Below are 25,332 nucleotides of genomic sequence, written 5' to 3' on the forward strand. Positions count from 1 at the left end.
GTATTCACCCATGGCGCCCGCGCCAAATCCAGGGCCCTCCGCCACTACCCTCGTTGCCGGTCTTGCCGCCATCGGGTTCTGGCGGCTTTCGGCTGTCGCTGCACCGCACATGGCCGCGCTGGGGGTCATGCTGGAGACCGAAGCCGATTTCGGCGGCCGCATGGGTTTTGCGCTGGCCTGGGGCATCCTGAACTTCTGCTTTATCGCGCTGCTGCGGCGCCCGGCGCTGTCGGGCGCGCTGTCGCTGACGATGGTCGTGCTGCTGGTGCTGCTGTCCCGGCTCAAGCACGACGTCGTGCAGATGACCGCGAATTTCGTCGACCTGATGGTGATCGACCGCGACACCGCGGCCTACCTGTTCACGATCTTTCCGAACTTGCGCTGGAGCGTGGTCGGCGCTGCGCTGGTCATCCTGCCGCTGATGTACGCGCTGTGGTGGCTCGATCCGTTCCGCATCCGCCGCCTGCCGGCAGCCGCCGGCCTGCTGGCCTGTCTTGCCGCGCTGACCGGGCAGGCCATGACCTGGCCGGACGAAGCCTGGCGCGGCTACTACGACGACGGCTATCTCTCCAAATTCGCCCGCTCGGGCGTGACAGCGGTTTCCGACTTCGCCACTTACGGCTTCATGGAATCGGAGGCCGTGACGGCCGAGCGGTTGAAGATGCCGCTGGTCGATTCCTGTCATGTCGCCGGCCGCCGCCCGCACATCATCATGATCCATGACGAGTCGAGCTTCGACATCCGTCAGGCCAACGGCGTCAAGGTGCCGCCGGGCTATGGCAGCCACTTCAAATCCTTTGACGGCCGCGAGCGCAAGTTCATGGCCGAAAGCAGCGGCGGCGCAAGCTGGATGGCCGAGTACAACGTACTGGCGGGCCTGTCGTCGCGCTCGTTCGGCCGCTTCTCCTATTTCGTCACCCGCATCGCGTCGGGGCGGGTCGAGCGCGGGTTGCCGCTGGCGCTGCGCCGCTGCGGCTACAACACCCTCTCGCTCTATCCGGCCTACGGTGCCTTCATGGGCGCGCGCGGCTTCCAGAGTTCCACGGGCATCCAGCACTTCTACGACGCGCGCGATCTCGGCGCGAAGGGCATCGAGCCGGACAGCTTCTTCTACGACAAGGCCGTGAAGCTGATCGCCGAGCAGCCGGCCAATACGCCGCTGTTCACCTTCGTCTATCTCGCCGCCAATCATTTCCCCTGGGAAACCAAATTCCGCCCCGACCTGCTGCCGGCCTGGAGCAAGCCCGGCAACGCGCCGGTGGTCGACGAATATCTGCGCCGCCAGACCATGAGCGCCGGCGACTATGCGGGCTTCGTCGCCAGCCTGAAGAAGAAATTCCCGGCACAGCCGTTCCTGATCGTTCGCTATGGCGACCATCAGCCGGAGTTTTCGTCGAACCTGCTGGATCCCGGTCTGGACGAAGCCCGGGTCGCCCGCAAGTTCGACACCTACGACCCGCGCTACTTCACTACCTATTACGCGATCGACGCCATCAACTTCGAGCCGGTGAAGAGTTCCGCCGTGATGGACAGGATCGACGCGCCCTATCTGCCGTTGGTAATCCAGGAAGCCGCCGGCATTCCGCTCGACCCGTCCTTCGAGGAGCAAAAGAACATCATGCTCCGTTGCAAGGGTGTATTCTACGCCTGCAAGGACGGCGCCGAGGCGCGCAGGTTCAACCGGTTATTGATCGAGGCAGGTTTCATCAAGGGGCTTTAGGACGCCGATATGTCTGCGATTGCTGAACCTGGAATGAGCGAAAGCACCGTCGCGGAATCGCGCGGTATCAGGTTCTTTGCTCTCGCTGGCCTGATCGTTGCTGTCCATCTCGCGGGGCTGGCGGTTCTCTCGACCACCGAATACGGCCCGTTTGCGATCACGTTGTCCGTGCTGGCGTGGGTGTTCCTGAACTGCTTCCTGCTGGTCGTGCTGCAGCGGCCCGGAATCTGCGCCGCGCTGGCGCTGGCTTTCATCGTGATCCTGATCGCGCTGTCGCACTTCAAGTTCGGAATTCTGCAGTTAACGCTGACGTTCCTCGACTTCCTGATCATCGACCGCGATACGTTTTCGTTTCTGCTCTCGGTGTTCCCGCGCTTGCAGATGCAGTTGATCGCGGCGGGCCTCGTTGCGGTTCCGCTGTTGTGGCTGATCTGGCGTTTCGATCCGTTCCGCGTGCGCCGCCGCCTTGCACTGACGGGAGTGGGGGCGAGCGCTGCGCTGATCGCGGCGATGTCGGTCGCCTCGCCCGAGCAGGCATGGGAGCCATTCCAGGGCGTCAATCATATTTCCAGTCTGGCGCGCTCCGGCGTGGTGGCGGTGTCGCGGCTGGCTTCGACCGGATGGATCGAAGCCGATCCGCCGGCGAACGGTCCGCTCAGCCTCGCGCGGGACGCTCGCGCCGCCGGCCTTTCGGCGCTGCCGCCTGACGCTGCCTGCGATGCCAACGCAAAGCGGCCGCACATCATCATGCTGCTCGACGAGTCGAGTTTCGACGTCACGTCCGCGCCCGGCATCAAGGTGCCGGCGGGGTACACCGACCACTTCAAGTCCATCGACGGCAAGCAGCGCACCATGATCGCGGAGTCGACCGGCGGTCCGACATGGTACACCGAATTCAATGTGCTGACCGGCCTGTCGGCGCGCTCGTTCGGCGATCTCAAGTTCTACGTGACGAGGATAACCGCAGGTCGCGTGACGCGTGGACTGCCACAGGCGCTACGGAACTGCGGGTACAAGACGTTCTCGCTCTACCCGACCTATGGCAACTTCCTTGGCGCGCGAACCTTCCAGAAGGGAGCCGGCGTCGGCCATTTCGTCGACATGGCGGATATGGGCGTGAACCAGGACATGCAGCCCGACAAGTTCTATTTCGATCAGGCGCTAAAGGTGTTTGCGCGCGAGCAGGCCCAGCAAGCGCCGGTCTTCATGTTCGTCTACCTCACCGCCAACCATTTTCCCTGGACCGACGTCTACCGGCCCGATCTGACGCCGCCGGGCTGGACGCCGCCGGGAAACACGGCGGAGGTCGATGAATACATTCGCCGCCAGACCATGACGGCGAATGACTATCGCGAATTCACCGCGCGGCTGAAGCACGACTATCCGGATCAGTCGTTCCTGGTGCTGCGTTTCGGCGATCACCAGCCAGCCATTTCGCAAAAGATGCTGGAGCCGGGGATTGATCAGGCGACGCTGGCGAAACGGGTGATGGTCGCCGATCCACGCTACTTTTCCACCTACTATGCCATCGACGGCATCAACTACTCACCCTCCAGCCTGTCGTCGGCGCTCGAGACGCTCGATGCGGCATATATTCCACTCGTCCTCCAGGAAGCCGCCGGCATTCCGCTCGACCCGTCGTTCGCCGAACAGAAGCGCATCATGCTCCGCTGCAAGGGCACGTTCTACGCCTGCAGGAAAGGCGCGGAAGCGCGCAGGTTCAACCGGCTGCTGATTGATGCCGGCATGATCAAGGGGCTTTGACGCGCCGTCATTGCGAGATCTCGTAGGGTGGGCAAAGGCGCACTTGCGCCGTGCCCACCGTCTTCCAAATGTCGAAGGCTCTGCGCTACAGTGCGTCATGTCACGTTATGTCAGGGCAAACATCAAGGGTAGCATTTTCTTTTTTACGGTCGTTCTGGCGCAACGACCAAGTAAGCTGTTGTTCAAGGAAATCGGTCGCCTCCGGCGCATTTATCAAGCCGTCCGACAAGAACGCCCGTTTGAAACCATAGCCATCTGCATCTTGCCCGATCACATTCATGCAGTCTGGAGATTGCCAGAAGACGACGCGGATTTCTCTACCCGCTGGAGCTTGATCAAGAGCGGCTTTTCGCGCGGCCTCGACGCGCAAGAGCGATCGGCAAGCAAGGTTATCAAGCGGGAAAAAGGCATCTGGCAACGTCGTTATTGGGAGAATGCCATTCGAGACGATGCCAATCTCGAGCGACACGTCGATTATATTCACTTCAATCCGGTGAAGCACGGGTATGTCACGCGTGTGGCTGATTGGCCTCACAGCAGTTTCCACCACTACGTTGAACGTGGACTTCTTGCCGCAGATTGGGGAGGAGATTTAGTCGGCCGTGAAAAATTTCCCAAGCCGTTGAGAGGGAGTCGATTTTCCTGGCTCGGCGGCTTTTGAGATTGCCAGCTTTTGGGGCTTGATAGCGGGAAAGCTTGCAATTTTGTTTTTTTGGTTTCCCTCGAATCGGGGGTCGTGATTCTCTTGGTGGCATCGGAGGGGACGATGCGGCCAAAGGAACGACGAGAGACGGGACAGAGCGACCTTCTGCGCTCGCGGCTGGACGCGATCATCGATATGGGCCACCCGCTGGTGAAGCTGGCGCGGACGATCGACTGGCCCTTCCTCGAGCAGAAATTCGGAGCGGTCTACGAGGACAAGCCCGGCCGGCCGGCATTGCCGACGCGGCTGATGGCGGGGCTTGCGATCCTCAAGCACACCTACGACCTCTCCGATGAAGTGCTGTGCGAGCGCTGGGTGGAGAACCCCTATTACCAGTTCTTCTGCGGCGAGGAGTTCTTCCAGCACCGCCTGATGTTCGACCGCTCCTCGCTGACGCGCTGGCGGCAACGCATGGGCGAGGAGAAGTTGCAGGCCTTGCTGCAGGAGAGCCTTGCGGTGGCCAGCAAGACCGAGGCGATCAAACCGGCCGATCTTAATCGGGTCATCATCGACACGACGGTGCAGCCCAAGAACGTGATGTTCCCGACCGATGCCAGGCTGCTGAACCGCGCCCGCGAGATCCTGGTCCGGCTGGCGAAACGATATGGTGTCAAGCTGCGCCAATCCTATGCCAGAGTGGGCAAGTTCGCGCTGATCAAGCACCAGCGTTATGCCCACGCCAAGCAGTTCAAGCGCGCCAACAAAGCCTTGAAGAAGCTCAAAACCTATCTCGGCCGTATCATCCGCGACATCGGCCGCAAACTTGGTGGCAACGCCGACTTGCTCGGTGGGATCGTGTTGGAGCGCATGCTGGCACGGGCGCGACGCGTGCTTGAGCAGAAGCAGCACCAGCGTGGACCGAAGGTCTACTCGCTGCACGCGCCGGAGGTGGAATGCATCGGCAAGGGCAAGGCGCACCGACCTTACGAGTTCGGCGTCAAGGTCTCGGTCGCCACCACGCTGGCGCACGCCAAGGGTGGGCAGTTCGTGACCCATGTGAAGGCGCTGCCCGGCAACCCCTATGACGGCCATACACTTGCAACCGTCATCCCCGAGATGGAGGAGCTGATCGGCAACACCATCGAGCGCGCGCTCCTCGACAAGGGCTATCGCGGCCACAACGCCCCGCCCGATTACAAGTTCAGGGTGTTCATCTCAGGACAGAAGCGGCGGGTGACACCACAGATCAAGCGCGAGCTCCGACGGCGTTCCGCCGTCGAGCCGGTCATCGGCCATCTCAAATCCGAGCACCGCATGGGCCGCAATTACCTCTGGCATCGCCAGGGCGATGCCACCAATGCCGTCATGGCCGCCGTCGGCTACAACTTCCGCCGCCTCATCCGGTGGCTGAGCTTTCTGCTGTTCGAAATCCTCTCTCGGCTCAGCCTCAAATTGCGGCTCAGCCCAGCCTGAAATCCCGATTCTTCACGGACGACGATTTACGGGAAATTCCTGGTTCGTTTGGCGAATGATGGTGGGCACGGCGCAAGTGCGCCTTTGCCCACCCTACGAAGTCTGCGCTCCTGGCAATAACGGGGATGGGCCATGGCAGACAATGGCCTACTTCTTCCCCACCTTCTCCCACAGCCACTGCGCCACGGCGTCCGGCGAACTCGCGGCATCGTTGCCGGCGGCGCGCAGATTGGCCTCGCGCATCGTGGCGATGTCGATCTTGCCGAGCAGCGGGGTCAGCGCCTTGCGCAATGCCTCGTCATCGGCGCGCTTCGGCGCCAGCAGCACCATTGCATCATAGGGCGGGATCGCGCGCTTGACGTCGCCCAGAACAACCAGATCATATTTCGCGATCAGCCCGTCGCTGGTGTAGCCGGCGATGACGTCGACCTCGCCGGAGGCGACGGCTGCATACATGAAGTCCGGCTGCATCTGCCGCTGGCCGCGGAACGACAGGCCGTAGGCCTTGCGCAGCGCGGTCCATTCGGGGCGCGAGAAGAATTCATAGTCGCCGGCAATCGACATGTTGGCCGCGCGCGAGGCGAGGTCGGCGATGGTGCGGATGCCCAATTGCTCGGCGCGCTTGCGCGGCATCACCAGCGCATAGGCGTTCTCGAAGCCGAGCTCGCCGAGCAGCGTGATGTTCTGCTTCGCCAGCATCGTCTTCAGTTCGGCCAGCAGCACCTCTCGCGGCCTGATGTCGTTGCGCTGGAACTGGTTGGCCCACAGCGTGCCGGAATAGTCGACATAGACGTCGATGTCGTTTGCCGCCAGCGCCCCGAAGATCACGTTGGAGCCGAGGCCCTCTCGCGTCGTCGCAGGAAGCCCCGCGGCTTTCAGCCGCTGCGCCATCAATGCCGACAGCACATATTGTTCGGTGAAGGTTTTTGCGCCGACGACGTAGTTCGTCTGCGACCGCATGATGGTCGGCACCAGCGTGGCCGCGACCAGCGCCGCGATGCCGGCGCCGCCGAGGACCGCGCGAAAACGGCTGCGGTTGCGCAGGCCACCTTCGATTAGCGCCAGCAGTTGATCGACCAGCAGCGCCAGCGCCGCGGCGGCAACGCAGCCGAACAGCACGAACACCCAGTTCTGGGTCTGTAGCCCCGCAAAGATGTAATTGCCGAGGCTGGTCTGGCCGATCGGCGTCGACAGCGTCGCGGTGCCGATCACCCAGACCGCCGCGGTGCGGATGCCCGCCATCATGACCGGCAGCGCCAGCGGCAATTCCACGGTGAACAGCGATTGCCGCGGCGTCATGCCGACGCCCTGGGCTGCTTCCAGTATCGCAGGCTCCACGCCCTGCAGGCCCGTAATGGTGTTGCGCAACACCGGCAGCATTGAATAGAGCGCCAGCGCCAGCACCGCGGGCAAAAATCCGAACGCGGAGAAGCCGATGCCGAACCACGACAGCGACAGTGCCGCGAGCGCCAGCAGCAGCGGATAGAACAGTGCCAGCAGCGCCAGTCCCGGCACCGTCTGCACGATGCTGGCGAGCCCGAGCAGCGCGCCGCGCGCTACTCGACGATTGCGTACCGCAATCGCGAGGGGCAGGCTGACCAGGAGGCCCAGCGCCAGCGCGGTGACGCTGACGCGGACATGGCTGCCGAGATAATCGGGTAGATGACTGAATGCCTCGCTCCAGCGCGGATCGGCGAAGATGCTCATGCCGCACCGTCCCGCGGCAGCAGGGCGCCGAGTCGCTCGGCCTGCCGGCGCGGCGTGCGCAGCAGTTCGCCGACATAAGCATCGTCACTTTCGGAAAGCTCTGGCGGCGTGCCCTGCGCCAGCAGCCGGCCGCCGCCCATCACCGCGATCCGGTCGGCGAGCAGAATGGCTTCCGTCATGTCATGGGTGATCATGACCGTGGTCAGGCCGAGCGTGCGATGCAGCTCGCGAAAATCGTCGCCGAGCGCATCGCGGGTGAGCGGATCGAGCGCGCCGAACGGCTCGTCCATCAGCACGATGCGCGGCTTTGCGGCAAGCGCGCGCGCCACGCCGACGCGCTGACGCTGGCCGCCGGAGAGTTCGTGCGGCAGCCGGTCGCGGTATTCCGCCCGGTCGAGCCTGACAAGGTCGAGCAGTTCATCCACCCGCGCGGAAATCTCCGCAGGCGGAGTGCCCGTCAGCTTCGGCGTAATGCCGATATTGTCGGTGACGGTCAGATGCGGAAAAAGTCCGCCGCTTTGAAAGACATAGCCGATCCGCCGCCGCAGCAGGATCGGATCGACGCTGCGCACGTCTTCGCCCTCGACCGTGATCGAGCCGGAATCCGTCTCGATCAGCCGGTTGGCGAGCCGCAACAGCGTGGTCTTGCCCGAGCCGGAGCCGCCGACGATGGCCAAAAATTCACCCTCGGCGACCTCGAGCGAGACGTCGTCGACAGCCACCACGCGGCCGCCGTCAAAGGTCTTGCCGACTTGGGTATAGGCGATCAGGGGAGCGGCCATGCGATCTCGACTCTCACCCTCCCCTGGAGGGGGAGGTTCGACGCGACTGAAAGGAGCGGCGGGGTGGGGTGACGGTCTCTCCCCTCGAACAGTGTCCGAGTTGAGAGATCACCCCACCCCGTCTCGCATCTTGCGATGCGAGGCCGACCCTCCCCCTCCAGGGGAGGGTGGAGATCAACTACCACGTCACGCCGCCGCGTTGAACTTATCCTTGGTAACCGCTAAGGCATCTCTCCAACCTTTGGGGAGAAACATGGCGGATTCGGCTCAGCCAACGGCGGTCGCACTCGACAATGCGACCGTGGCATTTCGCGTTGCCGGGGATCGCGTCTACACAGCCGTGGAGCGGGCCAGCCTGTCCGTCGCCCATGGCGAGTTCGTCGCCATTGTGGGCCCGACCGGGTGCGGGAAATCGACGCTGCTCAATGTCGCAGCCGGCCTCCTGAAGCCCGCCGCGGGGTCGGTGAAGATTTTCGGCAAGCCGCTGACGGGGTTGAACCGCGATGCCGGCTATCTGTTCCAGGCCGATGCGCTGTTTCCCTGGAAGACCGCGATCGACAATGTCGCCATTGGCCTCGACATCAAGGGCGCGCCGCGCGAGCAGGCGCTGCAGCGCGCGCAGGGCTGGCTCACCTCCGTCGGGCTCGGCGCCTTCGCCAACCGCTATCCGCACATGCTGTCGGGCGGGCAGCGCAAGCGTGTCGGCCTTGCGCAGGTTTTGATCCGCGATCCAAAAATCCTTTTGATGGACGAGCCGTTCGGCCCGCTCGATGCCCAGACCCGGCAGATCATGGGCAATCTGCTGCTGGAACTGTGGAACGCCGACCGCAAGGCCGTGCTGTTCGTCACCCACGATCTCGAAGAGGCGATCGCGCTCGCCGACCGCGTCGTGATCATGTCGGCAGGTCCCTCGGCGCGCATCATCGGCGACTGGCGCGTGCCGTTGCCGCGCCCGCGCGACATCTCCGAAGTGCGGATGGAAAAGCAATTCCACGAACTGCACCGCGAAATCTGGAGCGTGCTGAAGGACGAAGTGATGAAGGGTTATGCGCAGTCGACGCTAAGTGCGGAGGTCGGCTGATGTCGCGCCTGACACTGCTGTTCTGGCAATTGATGGTGGCCGTGGTCGCACTCTCGCTGTGGCAGTTCCTCGCCACCGTGCCGGTGTTCGGCCGCATCCTGCTGCCGCCGTTCTTCTTCTCCAACCCGGTCGATGTCGGCAGCCAGATCGTCAAATGGTTCACGTCCGGCGTGATCTGGAAGCATCTGATGATCACGCTGTGGGAGTCGGTGCTGGCTTTCGTGATCGGCTCGGTCGGCGGCGTGCTGGTCGGCTTCTGGTTCGCGCGCCAGCCCCGCGTCGCCGCGGTGTTCGATCCCTACGTCAAGATGGTCAACGCGCTGCCGCGCGTGGTGCTGGCGCCGATCTTCACGCTGTGGCTCGGCTTAGGCATCTGGTCCAAGGTCGCGCTCGGCGTGACGCTGGTGTTCTTCATCGTGTTCTTCAACGTCTATCAGGGCGTCAAGGAGGTCAGCCAAACCGTGCTGGACAACGGCCGCATGCTCGGCATGAGCGAGCGGCAATTGACGCGGCATGTGTACTGGCCCTCGGCGTTGTCGTGGATGTTTTCGTCGCTGCACACTGCGGTCGGCTTTGCCGTGGTCGGTGCTGTCGTCGGCGAATATCTGGGATCGGCGGCCGGTCTCGGCTACCTGATCCAGCAGGCCGAAGGCGTGTTCGACGTCGCCGCCGTGTTCGCCGGGATGTTCGTGCTGTCAGCCTTCGTCATCCTGATCGACATGGTGGTGACGCTGGTCGAGCGCCGGCTTTTGATCTGGCGGCCGGTCGCGGCGGAGGGCAGGGGGTAGCCGCCTCCGGCATTGCAAGGCGCAGGCCTATGCCCAGAGTGCACTACAAGCTGTTTGACATAGGTGTGTAATGTTATAACGTTACGCAAACCTTTGCTCCTTCAGGCTGTGTCGACAATGACTGTTGTTTTCTTCCCAAGGTCGCCGCGCCACCAATGGAACGTAGTGCGCGAATTGAAAGAGCATGCCCGGACAGCCATCAACGCCGATGATGAAACAATAATCACCGTAAGCGAACGCGGTGATCCCGGTTGCGGCGGCGCCCGAACCATCGTGCTCATCATGCACCCGAGACGGCCAACCGAGGCCATCACGATCGACAAGCCGCTCGAGCAGATCACGCAGACAGACCTTGCGGATGCGCTGGCGCCGTTGGCCGCAGCAGCCGGCCTGCCCGAATCTCCATCGAAACGGAATGACCATCGCTTACCCGCGGATCGACGCTAGCCGGCGCAGACCAGTTGCAGCATCAGCAAAGGACAATCCCATGCAGATGGCTTTGAACCGGACTCCGGTCACGGTGATTACCGGCTATCTCGGGGCCGGAAAGACCATGCCGCTTACCGTATCCTCACGGAGACGCACGGCAGGCGCTACGCCGTCGTCGTCAATGAATTCGGCGAGGTCGGAATCGACAATGACCTCATCGTCAACGCCGAAGAAGAGAACTTCGAAATGAACAACGGATTTGAGTCCTGCCGCGTTTGATCGTCGATGCATTGGCGAACTGCACGCGGCATTTTTCGAGCATGCGCCAATCATCTCAGGCTCGTGCGGAAAGCGGCACGATTCATCTGCTACCGTTTCAATTTGATTGTGGCGTCACGACCGGTTGATCGTGGTCGGTATGGCAGCAGATGATTTTTTCCGGCCATATCAGTTCATCGTGCGATTCAAGAACCTCCCGGCCAGTCGTGAAAATGATCCACAATGCAACGGCTCCTGCGATGATTGGATCGAAGATTGGATAACCCGTCACTAGAAGCAGTAAGCCCGCGGCCACCGGGGCAAGGGATACCCATACGTCGCCAAGATTGTGGATATACGCGAGCCGGATTGCAGCGTTGTTTCGGCTTGGCTCCAGGAGCAAGCGGGCCACGCTCCAATTGGCGGCAGCGGCAGCCAGACCGACGATCATCGGAACGACGCCCTGAACCGGCACCGGATTGAACAGACGCTCGCCGGCCTGCCACAAAAGCAGCCCGCTGACCGCAATCAGCCCGACTGAGTTAAAGAGATTTCCGGCTCGCAACAGCCGCTGCGAAGGACCTCTGGTGACGAGGAATGCTGCATACAGGCAGACCAGAGCCAACTCGTCCGACAGGTTATGTGCGCTGTCCATCAGGAGGCTCAGGCTCGATGCCTGATAGCCAGCAACACCCTCCACCAGAAAGATTGCAGTGTTTATCGCCACTGCAGCGGCGACGGCTTTTTGATGATGAGCCACTTTGCATCCCCAATTTCCGCGGCTTGGCAAATATGTGCACTAGAATGCGCTTCGAGGTGCTGAACACGACCTACTTCGTTCGCGCGGTTGCGATATCGTCGCAGGCGTCATCGGCCGGCGTCTCCAGCGCCGCCAGGGTTTGATCACCATCGCCCTCAGGCTAATTGCACGGGCCCGTGATCATCGCAATGATCACCGTGCGGATGGTGCAGCCGGCCGTCTACAAGATAGTCGACATGGTCACCATGCGGCACCGCTTCATGTCCGCAGTTTGGACCGTGCGTGTGCTCGCAATGGACTTGAGGCGTGCATTGCACGGGATTTGTGGCATTTACCGTGATGGCATGTTCGTCCACGTGATCCTCGTGCATATGGTGAAGATGGCCGTCGTGAAGATAATCCACATGTCCGTCATGACGAACCGCGGTGTGCCCGCAATCCGGGCCATGCTTATGAGTGTGGTTGGCATGGTGTTTCTCGGTACATGTGATCATTGGCAATACTCCTTGCGCTTGTTTGCCATCGGTACCCCGTCATCGCAGACAATAGTGGAATGGTTGCGGAAGCCAACGATGCCTGAGGTGCCGGCACCCTGATTTAGTTACCGATAGCCAATGTTTTAACGTTCAGGTGGGAACGAAGGTTGCGAGCCGAGCACCAATCTACGGGTTCAGATATCCGTGACTGTTACATGGATTCAGAATCGTAGGGTGGGCAAAGCGAAGCGTGCCCACCATCAAGCTCGCGATGCGGATGGATGGTGGGCACAGCGCGAAGAGCGCGCCTTTGCCCACCCCACGGCGTTTGCGCCTAGATGGCGACATCGGATGCCAGCTGAAATTGCGGATCCAATGTCACGTCAGCGGTGATCGAGTTGGAAATGAAGCAGTTTTCCTTAACCTTAGCCATGATCGTTTGGGCGGCGGCGATATCAGCCTCGCTTCTCAGGACCAGGGTTGGCCGAACGCTGACTTCAACAATTCGATATTTGCCGTCGACGTTTTCCAGCACGCCTTCCGCGGCGCTTTCATAGGCGACAAACTCGAGCCGCTTGCTTTGCGCGAACGATACAAACGTCAGCATCATGCAAGCATTCAGCGCGGCGACCAGCATTTCTTCGGGAGCCCAGACGCCCGCCTCTCCCTTGAATTCGGGAGGACTGCCGATCTCGATGTCGGGTTTGCCGGGCGCCGACGTTCGGCCGCGGCGAGCGGTGTCCCAGACCAGGTTGTTGCTGTACCGAAAGGACTTGTATGTTTTGCCTGTTGCCACGTGATCCTCCAGGAATCGTAGGTGGGCAAAGCGACCTGTCCGCCGTAGCTCAACGAGCGAAGGCGGAAGCGTGCCCACCATCACGACCACAGCAAGAACATGGTGGGCACGGCGCGAAGAGCGCCTTTGCCCACCCTACGAAGCTGCGACGTGCAGCGTCAATTCAACATCTTCGTATCGTCAGGCGCCTGCGGCGGCGTCTTGATCGCGATCGCCTTGAGGGTGCGGCCGTCCGGCTTGGTGCCGCCATGCGCGGTGCCCTTGGGGATCACGACCAGATCGCCCGGCTTTACCCGCACTTCCTTGTCGCCCAGCCAGATCGTGCCGGTGCCGTCGAGGATGTACTGGATCTCGTTGGTGTTGGGATGCATGTGCTTGCCGACATTGCCGTCCTGGATCGAGATGGTCATGCCGTCGGCGGCGACGAACAGTTTGGAGCGCATGCCGGTGCCCGAGGGCATGCCGAGCGCATCGCCTTCGAGTTCGCCGGTGTGGATGACCTGCGCGGCGATGTTCTCGGCGGCAATCGCCGGCCGTAGCAGATGGGTGACGCTGCAACCGGCGGCGAAGGCGGCGGCGAGCGATAGCGTGATGGCCAGGCGATTCATGGCAGTCTCCCCCTGTGTTGATTATTGTAGAGGCGATGCTATGCCGCTCTTTCGCGCTTGGCCAGCGGTCGGAAAGTCGCCTTCTCAACGTCCACGCGCTGCTCTATCTTGCCCGCCAACGAATGGAGGAACCCATGAAGAAACTGTTCGGCCGGCTGGCCGGGGTGCTGCTGGCGATGGTGCTGACGACAGGTCTTGCCGCAGCGCAAAGCAAGGTCACGGTCGCGATCGGCGGCGGCTCCTGCCTGTGCTATCTGCCCACCGTGCTGGCCAAGCAGCTTGGCGAATACGAAAAGGCCGGCCTTGCCGTCGAGCTGGTCGACCTGAAGGGCGGTTCGGACGCGCTGAAGGCCGTGCTCGGCGGCAGCGCCGACGTGGTGTCGGGCTATTTCGACCACTGCGTCAATCTGGCCGCCAAGAAGCAGGAATTGCAGTCCTTCGTGATCTATGACCGCTACCCCGGCCTGGTGCTTGTCGTATCGCCCGCCCATACCAATGAGATCAAGTCGATCAAGGATCTGGCCGGCAAGAAGGTCGGCGTCAGCGCGCCGGGCTCCTCGACCGACTTTTTCCTGAAGTATCTGTTGAAGAAGAACGGCCTCGATCCGACCAGCGCCGCGGTGATTGGTGTCGGCCTCGGCGCGACCGCCGTGGCGGCGATGCAGCAGGGGCAGATCGACGCAGCGGTGATGCTCGATCCCTCCGTCACCGTTTTGCAGGGCAGCTATCCCGATTTGAAGATACTCGCCGACACCCGCACGCAAAAAGACACGCTCGCGCTGTTCGGCGGCGAGTATCCGGGCGGGGCGCTCTACACCACCACGGCGTGGATCAAGTCGCACGAAAAGGAAGTGCAGGCGCTGACCAATGCGATCGTCAACACGCTGGCCTGGATCCACTCGCATTCGCCGGAAGAGATCATGGCGAAGATGCCCGATGAAATCGTCGGCAAGAACAAGGAGCTCTATCTCGCCGCGCTGAAGAACACGATCCCGATGTATTCGGAGACCGGCAAGATGGACCCCAAGGGCGCCGACGCGGTGCTCGCCGTGTTCAGCGAAGGTTCGCCCGAGGTCGCGAAAGCCAATATCGACGTGACCAAGACCTGGACCAACAAATATGTCGAGCAGGTCAAGAAGACCACCGGCACGAGCGCGAAATAAGGGCAGGGCGGGATCGGCGTGAAATCAAGCGAAGTCAGGCGATGAGTGACACGAAACCCTTGGTCATTCATCGCGTCAGCGCGCTCGACCTCGTTGTCGAAGCGTGGACGTGGCCGTTTGCCGAAACGCGCCGCGCGGAGATAGCGGCGCATTTCGCCGACAAGCAGCGTGAAAAGCCCGCGCTGTGGAACGGTCGCGTCCTGCTCGGGCGCAATCCGGTGTTTGCCGGCGACCGCTTCAGCGCCAGCTATTTCGAAACCGATTTCGCAAGTTTTCTGGCGTGGCGCGACTGGGGCTTTCCTGACCCAAGCGTGTTCAACGGGTTCGGCATGGGCGCGCTCTGCTGCGCCGACGGCGCCTTCGTGCTCGGCGAGATGGGCCAGCACACGTCGAATGCCGGGCGCATCTATTTTCCTTCCGGAACACCCGATCTCGACGACATCAGGGACGGCACGGTCGACATATCGGGCAGCGTCACGCGCGAACTCGAGGAAGAGACGGGCCTTGCGCCCGGCGAATACGAGAGCGAGCCGGATTGGCACTGCATCTATACCGGACCTGCGGTTGCGATGATCCGCATGTTGCGGGTCGATATGTCGGGTGACGTCGTGCGCGACCGGATCGTGGCCAATCTCGCCTTGCAGCGTCAGCCTGAATTAGCCGCCATCCACCTCGTGCGCGGCGCCGACGATCTCACCTCCGCAATGCCGCGTTTTGTCACGGCGTTCATCGAGGCGCAGCTCGCTTCCGGGTCCTGACGCCAGCAATACGCTTGACATCTGGTCGCGCTACCAATGTGATAGGCGGCAACAAGAACAAGAAAAAACGCAGTGCACAAAAAATAATCCAGGGAGGATTCCATGCCGGGGCGCAAAGCTGCACGCCTTCTCGTTGGGCTGTCTGCCGCAATCGCGGTGCTGGGCATGGCGGTTACTGCCGAAGCCCAGGAAAAGAAAATCAAGATCGGCGTGATCTACGACCTGACCGGTCCGCTCGCCGGCGGCGGTTCGGAACTGCAATATATCGGCGCCAAGATCATGCTCGACCAGTACGCCAAGACCGGCGTCGAGGGTTACAAGGTCGAGGCGGTTTATGCCGACGCCCAGAGCAAGCCTGATGTTGCGATCAACGAGGCGGTGCGGCTGATCGAGCAGGAAAAGGTCAACATGCTGCTCGGCTTCTTCTCGTCGGCGCAATGCGTGCCGGTGGCCGCGCGCGTCGAGCAACTGAAGAATTTCATGTGGATCACCACCTGTATCTCTTCGGCGGTGCTCGCCGACAAGAACTTCAAATACGTGTTCCGCCCGCAGGCTTCCGGCGACCAGTTCGGCATGATGACGATGGATTTCATCGCGCAGAACTCGAAAGAGAAGTTCGGCAAGGAGCCGAAGGATCTGCGCGTCGCCATCATCCACGAGGACGGCGCCTACGGCGTCGACGTGTCGAAGGGCAATGAGGCCGGCGCCAGGAAGGCCGGCTTCAACATCGTGATGAAGGAAGGTTATTCGGCCACCGCGCCAGATCTTTCCGCGCTCGTCACCAAGCTGAAGCGCGCGCGGCCTGACGTACTCTTCCACACCGGCTACAACCCGGACATCACCTTGTTCGGGCGGCAGGCGCGCGAGCAGGGCCTGAAATTCGCAGCGCTGGTCGGCCACGGCGCGGGCTATGGCGTCTACGAGAATGCTGAAGGAAGGCTTGGGCGCTGACGTCAACTACGTCTTCAACACCGATCCGATCTCGATCTGGCTCGCCAACCAGAAATCGATGGATCCGAAGCTGCCGCCGGTCATCAAGATGGTCGGCGAGGAATTCGACAAGGCCAAGCCCGGCGTTGCGATCCGTTCCGCCCATGTCGGCATGGCGGCGTCGAACACCTACCTCTTCCTCACCGACGTGCTGCCGCGCGCCATCAAGAAATATGGCGGCGTCGATCCCGATGCGTTGCGCAAGGCCGCGCTCGAAGTCGACATTCCCGAGGGTGGCACCATGCTGGGCTTCGGCGTCAAGTTCCACGGCGAGGGCACGCAGATGGCCGGCCAGAACGAGCGCTCGTTCCCGGTGGTCATCCAGTACATTGACGACAAGTCCTACGTGGTGTGGCCGAAGAGCCAGGCGCAGCGCGAGGCCGTGCTGCCGCTGCCGAAGGGAACCACGTTCAGCAACCAGTAAAGCCAGCAAACGAGTAAGCGGAGGTTCTGGCGTGCTGACGGTAGAAGGGTTGGTGAAGCGTTTCGGCGGCTTCACCGCTGTCAACAACGTGTCGTTTCGGGTCGAGCAGGGCGAGATTCTCGGCCTGATCGGTCCCAACGGCTCCGGCAAGAGCACGATCTTCAACATGCTGTCGGGCACGCTGGTGCCGACGGCGGGATCGATCCTGTTCGACGGCGCGGAGATCGCGGGCGTGGCCCCGCATCGTATCATCAACAGCGGCATCGGCCGCACCTTCCAGATCCCGCGGCCGTTTCATCGGCTCAGCATTTTTGAGAACGTGGCGCTGGCTGGCTATTACGGCCAGGGCCGCCACAGCCGCGTCAAGGCGGATGAGGCGGCCGAACGGGCGCTCGGGATGGTCGGCCTGCCGACGGACCGGCACGCCAGCGTCGATGGACTCGGCGCCGCCGGATTGAAGAAGCTCGAACTCGCCAAGGCGCTCGCGACGGGGCCGAAACTGCTGCTCGCCGACGAAAGCCTCGGCGGGCTCGATGAGCACGAGATGGATCAGGCGGCCGACATGCTGCGCAAGATCCGCGACGAGCTCGGCATCACCATCATCTGGGTCGAGCACATCATGGGCGTCCTGATGCGCGTGGTCGACCGCGTGATGGTGCTCGATCACGGCGAGAAGATTTCGGAAGGGCTACCGAGCGCGGTGGCCGGCGATCCCAGGGTGATCGAGGTCTATCTCGGCACGGACGCGGATTCGAGCCAGGCTGCGGCGGCGGAAGCGCGCCGCAAGGCGGGGGTCTGACGCATGCTCGAATTGAAATCGGTCGACGCGGGCTACGGCAGCTTCCAGGCATTGTTCGGCATCAATCTCGAGGTCAGGGCGGGCGAGGCGGTCGGCGTCATCGGCCCCAACGGCGCCGGCAAGACCACGCTGATGCGCGTGATCTCGGGCCTGATCCGCCCCACCAGGGGCGCGATCTCGATGGAAGGCCACGACGTGCTAGCGACGCCGGCGCATCGCATCGTCGAGCTCGGCATCGCGCATGTGCCGGAGAACCGCCGGCTGTTTCCGCGCCTCACCGTCGACGACAACCTGAAGATGGGCGCCTACATGCCGGGCGCGCGCGCCAAATATGCCGAGCGGCTGGAATTCGTGTTCGATCTGTTTCCGCGCATGAAGGAGCGGCGCAGCCAGATGGCCGGCACCATGTCCGGCGGTGAGCAGCAGATGTGCGCGATCGGCCGCGCGCTGATGTCGGACCCGAAACTCCTGCTGCTCGACGAGCCGTCGGCGGGGCTGGCGCCGGTGGTGGTGCAGCAGGTGTTCGAACTGGTCAAACGCATCCGCGCCAGCGGGCTGACGGTTTTGATCGTCGAGCAGAACGTACAGCAGGTGCTGAAGGTGGTCGACCGCGCCTATCTGCTGGAGGCCGGCTCCATCCGCGCCTCCGGCACGTCGGAAGAGATGCTGTCGACCGATACGATCAAGCAGGCCTATCTCGGGGTTTAGTGATGCAGGCATTCCTCGATATCTTCGACATCTATCTGCTGGAGGCCGTGGTCAACGGCATCCTGCTCGGCGGCGTGCTGGCGCTCTTGGCGCTCGGGCTGAACTTGATCTTCGGCGTCATCGACGTCACCTGGATCTGCTACGCCGAACTGGTGATGATCGGCATGTACGGCATGTACTACATGGTCCAGGTATTCGGCATGCCGTACTGGGTTGCCGCGCCGTTTGCGATCCTGCTGGTCGCAGCCCTTGGCGCTGCGCTGCATTACATCGTGATCGCGCCGCTGCTCACCGCGCCGCCGATCAACCAGTTGCTGGCGACCGGCGGCGTGCTGTTCATCCTGCAAAGCTTTGCCACCGTCGCCTTCGGCATCGATTTCCGCAATCTCGGCATCCGCCTGCCGGTGCTGGCGATCGGTGAGATGCATTTCAGCTATTCGCGGCTCTTGGCCTTCGCCGCCGCCCTGATCGGCATGCTGGCGATCTACTTCTTCATGAAGCGCACCTATACGGGGACTGCGATCCGCGCCGTCGCGCAGGACCGCCAGATCATGTCGCTGATGGGGGTCGATACCAGGCGCATCTATCTCATCACCTCGGCGCTGGGCGGCGCGCTCGCCGGCCTCGCCGCCTGCCTGCTGGTGCTGCAGTACGACGTGCACCCCTTTGTCGGGCTGTCGTTCGGGCCGATCACCTTCCTGATCTGCGTGCTCGGGGGCCTTGGCAATTTCGTCGGCGGCTTCATCGCGGCGTTCGTGTTTGCCCAGATCATTTCGCTGGGCGGCCTGTTCTCCGACCTCGAATGGGGTTACGTGCTGGCCTTCGCCTTCTTCATCGTCATGATGTTCATCCGGCCCGCGGGCCTGTTTGCGAGGCGCTCGTGAATCTCCGTCATGCCGCCTGGGGCGTTGGCCTCGCCGCACTGATCGCGCTGCCCTTTGTCTATCGCGAGCCCTATCACCTGCATATTCTGGTGCTGATCCTGATCTGGTCGTTCGCCTACACCGCGTGGTCCATCATGGGCCGCTTCGGTCTGGTATCGCTCGGCCATGGCGGCTTCATGGGCGTCGGCGCCTATGTCACCGCGCTGTTGTGGAACCATCTCGACGTCTCGCCGTGGATCGGCATTCCCATCAGCATGGTGGCGGCGGGAATCCTGGCGCTGATCGTCGCCTATCCCTGTTTCCGCTTCCGCATCACCGGGCATTATTTCGTGCTGGTGACGCTGGCGCTGTCAGGCATCGTGCTGCAGGTCATCACCGCCACCCGCGACTACACCGGCGGCTCGCTCGGCTACACGCCGAACCGCGCCCGCAGCGGCTCTGGATGGATGGCGCTGCAGTTTGACGACAAGATCACCTGGTACCTGATCGCGCTGTTCGTCTGGGTCGTGGGCCTGTTGATCTGGCGCTGGGTCGACCGCAGCATGAGCCGCTACGCCATGGAGGCGATCTCGGAAGACGAGGACGCAGCGGCTGCGGCCGGCGTCAACGTCACGGCCGAGAAGCTCAAGATCACACTGATCTCGGCGCTGATGACCGCGCTTGCCGGCGCGCTCTACTGCCAGTACCAGATGTTCATCTCACCCGACACCGTCAGCGGCATCGCGGTGTCGCTGCAGATGGTGTTTGCCGTCATCGTCGGCGGCCTCTACGTCTCGCTTGGGCCGACCGTCGGCGCCATCATCACCATCATGCTGGCGGAAGTCTTGCGCATCCGCTTCGGCACCGGCGCGGTTGGCTGGGACAACCTCGTCTACGGCGTGCTGCTGGTCGTCTTCATCATATTCCTTCCCAAGGGCATTCTTGGTAGCGTTCTCGACAGATTGAAGACGCGACCCAAGCCCTCCGGGACGAAATGAGCAAAAAACCTTCGCAACCACTGGCGAACGAGCTGAAACCCTATGTCGCCCCGTTCCGCTACGACGGCTCGGGCGAATTTCACCTGAAGTCGCACAAGACCAATGAGAAGGGTGGCCTCGACAAGGAAAAAGCGACCAAAATCATCGAGTCCAATCGCGAGCGTTTGTCCGATTTTCAGGAAAAACTCTACGCGCAGGACCGCTGGTCGATGCTGCTGATCTTCCAGGGCATGGACGCCGCCGGCAAGGATTCTGCGATCAAGAGCGTGTTCGAGGGCGTCAACCCGCAGGGCTGCGAAGTCACCGCGTTCAAGCAGCCGTCGACGAAGGAGCTCGACCACGATTTCCTGTGGCGCAGCATGATCGCGCTGCCCGAGCGCGGCCGGATCGGCATCTTCAACCGCTCCCATTACGAGGAATGCCTGGTGGTGCGGGTCCACCCGGAAATTCTCGCCAAACAAAAGATACCGCCGAAGCTCGTCACCAAGGACATCTGGCGCGACCGCTTCGAGGACATCTCCGCGATGGAGCGCTACATCGCGCGCAACGGCACCGTGATCCTGAAATTCTTCCTCAACGTCTCCAGGGAGGAGCAGCGCGAGCGCTTCCTCGAGCGGCTGGAGGATCCGGCCAAGAACTGGAAGTTCTCGCTGGCCGATATCGGCGAGCGCAAGCTGTGGGACAAATATCAGGCCGCCTACCAGGACCTGATCCGCCACACTTCGTCGCAGGCGGCGCCCTGGATCGTGGTCCCCGCCGACCACAAATGGTTCGCCCGCGTCGTGATCGGCTCGACCATCGTGGCCGCGCTGGACAGTCTCGACCTGCATTTCCCGAAAGTCGACAAAGCCGACCGCAGCGAGTTCACAAAGGTGCGCGAGGCGCTGCTGGCGGAAGAGAAGGCGATGAAGAAGTAGGGTGGGCAAAGGCGCGCTTGCGCCGTGCCCACCATTGTCTCGAATACCCCGGGGTGGAACGGTGGGCACGCTGCGCTTTGCCCACCCTACAGGCCGGTCGGCCAAATACGTGTGACGACAGCATCAGCCAAGTGCGGAAAGATGGCGTAGCGCCCGCAGTTCCTTTGCTGCCGCTTTCATGAGCGGCCTTGCCTGCTCATCCTCGCGGCCAACGATAATGCCTGAAACAAAGGCGCGGGCACGTCTGTTTTGCGGCGGGGCCTGTAGCGCGGCCTCTGCCGCCATCTTTCGGTCCGCAATGAAGTCGTTGAGCGAACCCAGGGCATCCTGGATCTTCTTCGCATGTTTCGATAGACGCGCGAGCGCCTTTCGATCGCGTTTGGCGCGGAAAAGGCTTTCGAAGAACTCTACCGCGTACCTGATCTTCTTCATCCTGATCCGGAATTTGTGCCGCTCGGGCGCCGTCATCTCCTGCAGCTTCCCTGCGTCCCTTTGCGCTTTCCTGATGCGCCGATCCAGGAGCTTCCCGGCGAACTCGCCAAGTTCGGTATTTGCGGTGTCCGTCCGGCCCTGCTGCGCCTCGATCCACTCGAGCACATCGACGAGCAGCACGCGGCATCGCGGCGAATCGACAGCCTTCCTGGCCCGCTCGAGCGCCTCGGCGCGTTTATCGGCAAATTGCTTCGCAATGGCTTTGCCGCCCCGCCGCGGTGTTATTTCGCGAGCGACAGGGCCAATCTTCTCCTCCAGGAAGACGTGGAGCTCGCGCGCGTGGGCAAGCTCGCTTGTCAGCCACCTCAGCTCTGCCTTGATCTCTTCGGTTTTCGCAGCCGCCAATGCCTCCGAGAACAGCGAGATGGCCGCACGCAAGCGGCGCAAGCCTACGCGCATCTGATGCACGCCTTCCGGATCAAGCTTGCGGACGGCATCGGCGTTTCCGGAAAAATGGCGAAGGGCGGAGCGGGCGATCACCTGGAAACCCTCAATGGCGCTCATTCGCTTCTTAAGTTCGATCGGTTCGGCAAACACAGCCTGAGCGCGCTTTCCGTTGACAAGATCGTAGCCAACGTCTGCCTTCGCTCTCAAACAAAGCTCGGCCGCGAGCTTTCGCTCCAGCGCCTTCGCGACGCGAAACAGATCCCTTGCTGGACCTTTTTTCAATTCGAGTTCAACCTCCTCGATGCGGCTCGTCCGCCCCGCCGCATTGATCTTGCCGTGATCAATGGCAAGCTCCAGCTCGCTCCGTCTGGTGCGGACCGGCAGGGTGATGCGATGCACCGAGGTCTCGAAGATCGGCTTCAACTTGCGCCGCAGCTTGTTCGAGGCCAGCCGCTGAAGCGGCGTGCCGTTCGCTTGGTCGAGATCGGGAGCGCGACCTCCTATTTCTGTTTCCCATTCGCCGCGACCGAACTGCGCGCCGGACGTCTTCTTGATCGTTTGTACGTGCTTGCCGTCTGTTTGCCTGACCCGGAGCAGAAATCCGCGCCGCTTCAGCTTGTGTTTCCGCGTGTCGAAATAGGTCGACAGCAGATCGCTCTCCGCGCGCTCGCCGATTTTGCAGCCGGGCACCGTCAACTTGTAAGAGGACCCGAGATTGCGCTTGGGCATGCGGAACTTGATTTCGGTCTCAACGCCCATCTGATGCTCGTCTGAAAGACTAGGCTGATAACGCCGGAAGGCGCTTCCAAGTGCCGGCCAGCAAACAGAACCGTCATTCCGGGGCGATGCGGAGCATCGAACCCGGAATCTCGAGATTCCCCGATGCGCAATTGCGCATCTGAGGTCTGGTGCTGCGCACCATCCCGGAATGACTCTCCTTCGAAAGGTCACCCGTCCTGACCATCTTTTGGCATTGCGGCCGGCCATAATTCTCGTCTAGAACGACCTCCGGACGTATTCCCGGCAACGAACCGTCAATGGTTTTGGCTGAGGATTTGGCCGTCCAAAGGGTCTGGCAATGCTGATTCGCAGCAAAAAGTACGGAGTTCGGGGTGGAGCGGCCAAGGCTGCCCTCGCGCGTCCGGCTGCGTCCGCGCCCACCCTCCTTCTTGGCGGGCTTCTGCTTCTTATCGGCCCCTGAGGGCCGTCTGGGCGGTTTGCGCCTGGGCACTCAGGGGTTCGCGCGAGATCACCAGACCCTTCAGCGCCTGGAAAAAAGGCGCTACCACCCAAAAGGAACTTCAGAAATGACCACCGCCAACAAGTCCGAAAAGGACCGCGTCATCGTATTCGACACCACCCTGCGTGACGGCGAGCAGTGCCCGGGCGCGACCATGACGTTCGAGGAAAAGCTCGAGATCGCCGAAATGCTCGACGACATGGGCGTCGACGTCATCGAGGCCGGCTTCCCGATCACCTCGGAAGGTGACTTCCAGGCCGTCAGCGAGATCGCCCGCCGCTCCAAGAATTCGGTCATCGCCGGCCTGTCGCGCGCCAACCCCAAGGACATCGACCGTTGCGCCGAAGCGGTGAAGTTCGCAAAACGCGGCCGCGTCCACACCGTGATCGCGACCTCACCGCTGCACATGCGCGTCAAGCTGAACATGACGCCGGAGCAGGTGATGGAGCTCTCGATCGCCAATGTCACCCGCGCGCGCAACCAGATCGACGACGTCGAATGGTCGGCCGAAGACGGCACCCGCAGCGAAATGGATTATCTCTGCCGCATCGTCGAAGCAGTGATCAAGGCCGGCGCCACCACGGTCAACATTCCCGACACGGTCGGCTACACCGTGCCGGAGGAATACACCAACTTCATGCGTACGCTGATCGAGCGTGTGCCGAATTCCGACAAGGCGATCTTCTCGGTGCACTGCCATAACGACCTCGGCATGGCGGTGGCGAATTCGCTGGCCGGCATCGCCGGCGGCGCGCGGCAGATCGAATGCACCGTCAACGGCATCGGCGAGCGGGCGGGCAATGCCGCGCTGGAAGAAGTCGTGATGGCGATCAACGTCCGCAACGACGTGTTTCCGTGGTGGAACAAGATCGACACCACCATGCTGACCCGGGCCTCGAAGCTGGTATCGGCGGCGACCTCGTTCCCGGTGCAGTACAACAAGGCGATCGTCGGCCGCAACGCGTTCGCCCATGAAAGCGGCATCCATCAGGACGGCGTGCTGAAGGACGCATCGACCTACGAGATCATGCGGCCCGAAATGATCGGCCTGAAGAAGTCGTCGCTGGTGCTCGGCAAGCACTCCGGCCGCCACGCCTTCGTGCACAAGCTGGAGGAGATGGGCTACAAGCTCGGCGCCAACCAGCTGGAAGACGCCTTCGTGCGGATGAAGGCGCTGGCCGATCGCAAGAAGGACATTTACGACGAGGACATCGAGGCGCTGGTCGATCAGGAGATCGCGGCCTCGCATGACCGGATCAAGCTGGTCTCGCTGACGGTCATCGCCGGCACCCATGGTCCGCAGCGCGCGACCATGAAGCTCGACGTAGAAGGCCAGACCAGAATCGAGGAAGCCGAAGGCAACGGCCCGGTCGATGCGGTCTTCAACTGCATCAAGGCGCTGGTGCCGCACGAGGCCAAGCTGGAGCTCTATCAGGTCCACGCCGTCACCGAAGGCACTGACGCGCAAGCCGAAGTGTCGGTGCGGCTCGCCCATGAAGGCCGCTCGATGACCTCAAAGGGGTCCGATCCGGATACGCTGGTGGCGTCAGCGAAAGCCTATCTCGGTGCGCTGAACAAGATCGTCATGAAGCACCAGCGCGACATGCCGGCACAAGCAGCAAGCTGATCGCGGCGCATGACAAGCCAACCCGTGAAACGCGGCGCCTTGGCGCCGCGTTTTTCTTTGGCGGCCGTCTTCTTTTACCTGTGTAAGCCGTTCCCCGAACGATGATTGTTCGAGCCGGCTGCGTCCCGCCGATGCTCCGCGTGCGGCGTTATCGATCCCTGCGCGATCTCCTGCAATGCGCGACGGCCAGCGGCCTCCAGGCCGCCGAGCGTCGTGTTGCCTCTCTTCGCGGCTTGAACCAGTTTCTGCGCAACGTATTTCCGCGTTGCGTGATCGCCTCCGCTGTTCGGCAGCCCGCGACAGACATTCTCGAGCGCAGCATCCATCTTGGCGATGGTGCGCTCATCCAGCTTTGTCATGGCAATGGCTCCAAAATACCGTTTACTTAATAGATCCGGCCGACCGTTCCGTTCATGTGAAGGAAGGATAGCCGGGCAGTACGCGTGCTATGATTTGGCCAAGTGGCGCAATTGACTGTCCACTGCCCGACATTATTTCCATTTTTTCGCGAACTGAGCCCGGACCGGCGAGGGAAAGCGCGTCCAATGCGATCGGAGGCTTGGCGGGTAGCAGAACAATCTGTCCGCTAGAGCGGGATGACTTTTCTTCGAATCGTCATCCCACTCTATCTCTTTGATTTACGCATGATCTTTTCGGAAAACCGGTACCCACTTTTCCGGA

The 25,332-nt window shown here is 62.1% G+C and carries 23 protein-coding genes and 2 pseudogenes; 18 read left to right on the top strand and 7 right to left on the bottom strand.

What is annotated here, in order from left to right; genetic code table 11:
- Positions 1 to 10 precede the first annotated feature (10 nt).
- The 4 genes from V1294_RS12360 (at position 11) to V1294_RS12375 (ending at position 5,600) form a co-directional block, all read left to right on the top strand.
- Positions 11 to 1,720 carry a sulfatase-like hydrolase/transferase gene (locus tag V1294_RS12360; RefSeq protein ID WP_334478071.1) on the top strand — a complete coding sequence of 570 codons (1,710 nt, stop codon included), beginning with the start codon at positions 11 to 13 and terminating at the stop codon, positions 1,718 to 1,720.
- Between the two features lie 33 nt (positions 1,721 to 1,753).
- Complete coding sequence (locus V1294_RS12365; RefSeq protein WP_334497369.1) at positions 1,754 to 3,484, top strand: sulfatase-like hydrolase/transferase; 1,731 nt, start codon at positions 1,754 to 1,756, stop codon at positions 3,482 to 3,484.
- A 97-nt stretch (positions 3,485 to 3,581) separates the two neighbouring features.
- Positions 3,582 to 4,145, top strand: a complete 564-nt coding sequence (locus tag V1294_RS12370; protein WP_334497372.1) for an REP-associated tyrosine transposase — start codon at positions 3,582 to 3,584, stop codon at positions 4,143 to 4,145.
- Between the two features lie 105 nt (positions 4,146 to 4,250).
- Positions 4,251 to 5,600: an IS5 family transposase gene (locus V1294_RS12375; RefSeq protein ID WP_334495671.1), complete on the top strand. Its 1,350-nt coding sequence runs from the start codon at positions 4,251 to 4,253 to the stop codon at positions 5,598 to 5,600.
- Positions 5,601 to 5,747: 147 nt separating this feature from the next.
- On the opposite strand, the gene V1294_RS12380 is transcribed toward V1294_RS12375, so the two are convergent.
- Together V1294_RS12380 and V1294_RS12385 are read right to left on the bottom strand one after the other, a co-directional pair.
- A complete protein-coding gene (locus V1294_RS12380; RefSeq protein WP_334497374.1) occupies positions 5,748 to 7,307 on the bottom strand; it encodes an ABC transporter permease/substrate-binding protein in 1,560 nt (519 codons plus the stop codon).
- Positions 7,304 to 8,089 carry an ATP-binding cassette domain-containing protein gene (locus V1294_RS12385; RefSeq protein WP_334478078.1) on the bottom strand — a complete coding sequence of 262 codons (786 nt, stop codon included), beginning with the start codon at positions 8,087 to 8,089 and terminating at the stop codon, positions 7,304 to 7,306. Before V1294_RS12385 ends, V1294_RS12380 begins: the two co-directional genes overlap by 4 nt.
- 253 nt (positions 8,090 to 8,342) lie before the next feature.
- Between V1294_RS12385 and V1294_RS12390 the strand changes: the two genes are divergently transcribed.
- The 4 genes and pseudogenes from V1294_RS12390 to V1294_RS12405 form a co-directional block, all read left to right on the top strand.
- Complete coding sequence (locus V1294_RS12390) at positions 8,343 to 9,170, top strand: ABC transporter ATP-binding protein (RefSeq protein WP_334478080.1); 828 nt, start codon at positions 8,343 to 8,345, stop codon at positions 9,168 to 9,170.
- Positions 9,170 to 9,958 (top strand): ABC transporter permease, encoded by a 789-nt coding sequence (locus tag V1294_RS12395; protein WP_334497376.1) that lies wholly within the window; start codon positions 9,170 to 9,172, stop codon positions 9,956 to 9,958. The genes V1294_RS12390 and V1294_RS12395 overlap by 1 nt, the downstream gene beginning before the upstream one ends.
- Positions 9,959 to 10,075: 117 nt before the next feature.
- Positions 10,076 to 10,405: a hypothetical protein gene (locus tag V1294_RS12400; protein WP_334478083.1), complete on the top strand. Its 330-nt coding sequence runs from the start codon at positions 10,076 to 10,078 to the stop codon at positions 10,403 to 10,405.
- A gap of 46 nt (positions 10,406 to 10,451) precedes the next feature.
- A pseudogene (locus tag V1294_RS12405) lies at positions 10,452 to 10,663 on the top strand (GTP-binding protein); the annotation flags it as partial.
- A gap of 100 nt (positions 10,664 to 10,763) precedes the next feature.
- Here V1294_RS12405 and V1294_RS12410 read toward each other — a convergent pair.
- Positions 10,764 to 11,405: a cation diffusion facilitator family transporter gene (locus tag V1294_RS12410; RefSeq protein ID WP_334497378.1), complete on the bottom strand. Its 642-nt coding sequence runs from the start codon at positions 11,403 to 11,405 to the stop codon at positions 10,764 to 10,766.
- A 188-nt stretch (positions 11,406 to 11,593) separates the two neighbouring features.
- Here V1294_RS12410 and V1294_RS12415 point away from each other — a divergent pair, with 188 nt between their 5' ends.
- Positions 11,594 to 12,001, top strand: coding sequence for a hypothetical protein (locus V1294_RS12415; RefSeq protein WP_334497380.1), 408 nt, complete (start codon positions 11,594 to 11,596; stop codon positions 11,999 to 12,001).
- 214 nt (positions 12,002 to 12,215) lie between these two features.
- On the opposite strand, the gene V1294_RS12420 is transcribed toward V1294_RS12415, so the two are convergent.
- On the bottom strand, positions 12,216 to 12,677 hold the full coding sequence (locus V1294_RS12420) for an OsmC family protein (protein WP_334478088.1): 462 nt from the start codon (positions 12,675 to 12,677) through the stop codon (positions 12,216 to 12,218).
- A gap of 158 nt (positions 12,678 to 12,835) precedes the next feature.
- The gene (locus V1294_RS12425; protein WP_108515307.1) at positions 12,836 to 13,285 is read right to left on the bottom strand and encodes a cupin domain-containing protein; all 450 of its coding nucleotides are present in this window, start codon (positions 13,283 to 13,285) and stop codon (positions 12,836 to 12,838) included.
- Between the two features lie 134 nt (positions 13,286 to 13,419).
- Here V1294_RS12425 and V1294_RS12430 point away from each other — a divergent pair, with 134 nt between their 5' ends.
- The 8 genes and pseudogenes from V1294_RS12430 to V1294_RS12465 all read left to right on the top strand — a co-directional run bounded on the left by V1294_RS12430 (position 13,420) and on the right by V1294_RS12465 (position 20,905).
- A complete protein-coding gene (locus V1294_RS12430) occupies positions 13,420 to 14,448 on the top strand; it encodes an ABC transporter substrate-binding protein (RefSeq protein WP_334497384.1) in 1,029 nt (342 codons plus the stop codon).
- A gap of 41 nt (positions 14,449 to 14,489) precedes the next feature.
- Positions 14,490 to 15,206 (top strand): NUDIX hydrolase, encoded by a 717-nt coding sequence (locus tag V1294_RS12435; protein ID WP_334497386.1) that lies wholly within the window; start codon positions 14,490 to 14,492, stop codon positions 15,204 to 15,206.
- A gap of 102 nt (positions 15,207 to 15,308) precedes the next feature.
- Positions 15,309 to 16,620: pseudogene (locus tag V1294_RS12440) on the top strand (ABC transporter substrate-binding protein).
- 31 nt (positions 16,621 to 16,651) lie between these two features.
- Positions 16,652 to 17,419 (top strand): ABC transporter ATP-binding protein, encoded by a 768-nt coding sequence (locus V1294_RS12445; RefSeq protein WP_334497388.1) that lies wholly within the window; start codon positions 16,652 to 16,654, stop codon positions 17,417 to 17,419.
- A 3-nt stretch (positions 17,420 to 17,422) separates the two neighbouring features.
- The gene (locus V1294_RS12450; protein WP_334497390.1) at positions 17,423 to 18,127 is read left to right on the top strand and encodes an ABC transporter ATP-binding protein; all 705 of its coding nucleotides are present in this window, start codon (positions 17,423 to 17,425) and stop codon (positions 18,125 to 18,127) included.
- Positions 18,128 to 18,129: 2 nt separating this feature from the next.
- The gene (locus tag V1294_RS12455; protein WP_334497392.1) at positions 18,130 to 19,011 is read left to right on the top strand and encodes a branched-chain amino acid ABC transporter permease; all 882 of its coding nucleotides are present in this window, start codon (positions 18,130 to 18,132) and stop codon (positions 19,009 to 19,011) included.
- Positions 19,008 to 19,988 carry a branched-chain amino acid ABC transporter permease gene (locus tag V1294_RS12460; RefSeq protein WP_334478099.1) on the top strand — a complete coding sequence of 327 codons (981 nt, stop codon included), beginning with the start codon at positions 19,008 to 19,010 and terminating at the stop codon, positions 19,986 to 19,988. The genes V1294_RS12455 and V1294_RS12460 overlap by 4 nt, the downstream gene beginning before the upstream one ends.
- A complete protein-coding gene (locus V1294_RS12465) occupies positions 19,985 to 20,905 on the top strand; it encodes a polyphosphate kinase 2 family protein (RefSeq protein WP_334497394.1) in 921 nt (306 codons plus the stop codon). Before V1294_RS12460 ends, V1294_RS12465 begins: the two co-directional genes overlap by 4 nt.
- A 123-nt stretch (positions 20,906 to 21,028) precedes the next feature.
- Here the strand turns inward: V1294_RS12465 and V1294_RS12470 are convergent, their stop codons facing one another.
- A complete protein-coding gene (locus V1294_RS12470) occupies positions 21,029 to 22,771 on the bottom strand; it encodes a CYTH and CHAD domain-containing protein (RefSeq protein ID WP_334497396.1) in 1,743 nt (580 codons plus the stop codon).
- A 320-nt stretch (positions 22,772 to 23,091) separates the two neighbouring features.
- Here V1294_RS12470 and V1294_RS12475 point away from each other — a divergent pair, with 320 nt between their 5' ends.
- Positions 23,092 to 24,651 carry a 2-isopropylmalate synthase gene (locus V1294_RS12475; RefSeq protein WP_334497398.1) on the top strand — a complete coding sequence of 520 codons (1,560 nt, stop codon included), beginning with the start codon at positions 23,092 to 23,094 and terminating at the stop codon, positions 24,649 to 24,651.
- 74 nt (positions 24,652 to 24,725) lie between these two features.
- Here the strand turns inward: V1294_RS12475 and V1294_RS12480 are convergent, their stop codons facing one another.
- Complete coding sequence (locus V1294_RS12480; RefSeq protein WP_334497400.1) at positions 24,726 to 25,010, bottom strand: hypothetical protein; 285 nt, start codon at positions 25,008 to 25,010, stop codon at positions 24,726 to 24,728.
- Positions 25,011 to 25,332 lie beyond the last annotated feature (322 nt).

It is taken from the genome of Bradyrhizobium sp. AZCC 1678 (genome assembly GCF_036924765.1).
Classification (GTDB): Bacteria; Pseudomonadota; Alphaproteobacteria; order Rhizobiales; family Xanthobacteraceae; genus Bradyrhizobium; species Bradyrhizobium algeriense.